General features: G+C 70.9%; 2 protein-coding genes. Both read left to right on the top strand.

Going from position 1 to position 1,159, the window contains the following annotated elements:
• Window positions 1–79: 79 nt before the first annotated feature.
• Window positions 80–514: a DUF6197 family protein gene (locus tag I8N67_RS41605; RefSeq protein WP_307835534.1), complete on the top strand. Its 435-nt coding sequence runs from the start codon at window positions 80–82 to the stop codon at window positions 512–514.
• Window positions 511–1,159: hypothetical protein (locus I8N67_RS41600; RefSeq protein WP_200309560.1), on the top strand; the 649-nt coding region annotated here is incomplete at its 3' end. The genes I8N67_RS41605 and I8N67_RS41600, both read left to right, overlap by 4 nt.

Here is a 1,159-nt window from a genome sequence, read left to right as displayed (position 1 = left end):
ACGCCGATGGGCCGCCCCCTTGCCCGGATGACGGCCCTCGACTCGGCGACCCCAACCCATCAGAGAAAGAGAGGTCCCCGTGACCACATCATTCCAGACCCCTGTCCCGCTGCACCTGGCGCCGTTGCCGCGCCGTAACCCGTTGTCGGCGGTGTTCCGTAAGGCGGCCCGGCTGATCGCGGTGAACGGCCACTTCCAGGGCGACTACTGCCCGGACGCGTTCGATCGCCGCTTGAAGACGCCGCACTCCGAGCGCCCGCTGTCGATCGTGGCGGCGATCCGCTGTGTGACCTCACCCAACGGCGACAACCCGCACCGGATCTCGGAGCTGTCCGAGGCGGCGGTGAAGGTGCTGGCTGCTCGTCTGGAGGTGGACGGGGAGCCGGCGTGGAACGACGAGCCGCACCACTTGGAGGGGCACGTCGCGCACTGGGGTGACGTGGAGGGCCGGTCGGTCGAGTCGGTTGTGGCGGTGCTGGAGGCGGCTGCGGACGCGAACGAGGTGGCGGCGTGAACGGCCTGATTGTGGAGCCGTCGGCGTGTACGTGGTGCGGTATCGCCCAGCGTGGCCATGGCCGTCAGTACGCGGACGCGGTCGGCTGGCACGCGTGGGAGCGGCCGTCGCAGGAGCAGATTCTGGCGCGGATGAAGGCTCGCCGGCTGGCGGCGACTGTCGCTGCTCGGGGTGCGTTGCCGATGTCGGGCACGCCCGTACCGCAGGCGCTTCCGTTGTCCGGTCCGATCTGCTCGCAGTCGGAGGCCCGTGCCGCTGGGCTGGACATCGCGCCGTCGGTGGAGGAGCTGGACGCGATGGCGTCCACGATCGTCGCGGCGGGTGACCCGCTGTCGGCGGAGGTGAGTCTGGCTCAGGCGGTGCCGTTGCTGGGTGCTGCGGTTACGGGGCTGCAGGCTCGGCTTGTCGAGCTGGAGGCGGCCGCTTACGGCGACGCGAAGGTCCGGCTACTGACGCCAGTCGAGCAGATCCGGCACCTGCACGCTTGTGTGGCCGCGCAGTTGAGCCGGGCGGACACGCTGGACCGGCTGTGCCGGGAGCAGCGGGCCCGAGCCGACGAGCTGGAGGCCGCGATCGCCGCCGACGGGTGCATGTGTCCTGTGCCGGATCGCGTGGGCCCGCATCAGGTGGGCTGCCCGCTGGATG

Origin of the sequence: Streptomyces adelaidensis (assembly GCF_016598475.1) — a bacterium.
GTDB lineage: Bacteria > Actinomycetota > Actinomycetes > Streptomycetales > Streptomycetaceae > Streptomyces > Streptomyces adelaidensis.
The sequence above is the reverse complement of the archived record's forward strand: the minus strand, read 5'-3'. Positions and strand labels throughout refer to the sequence as shown.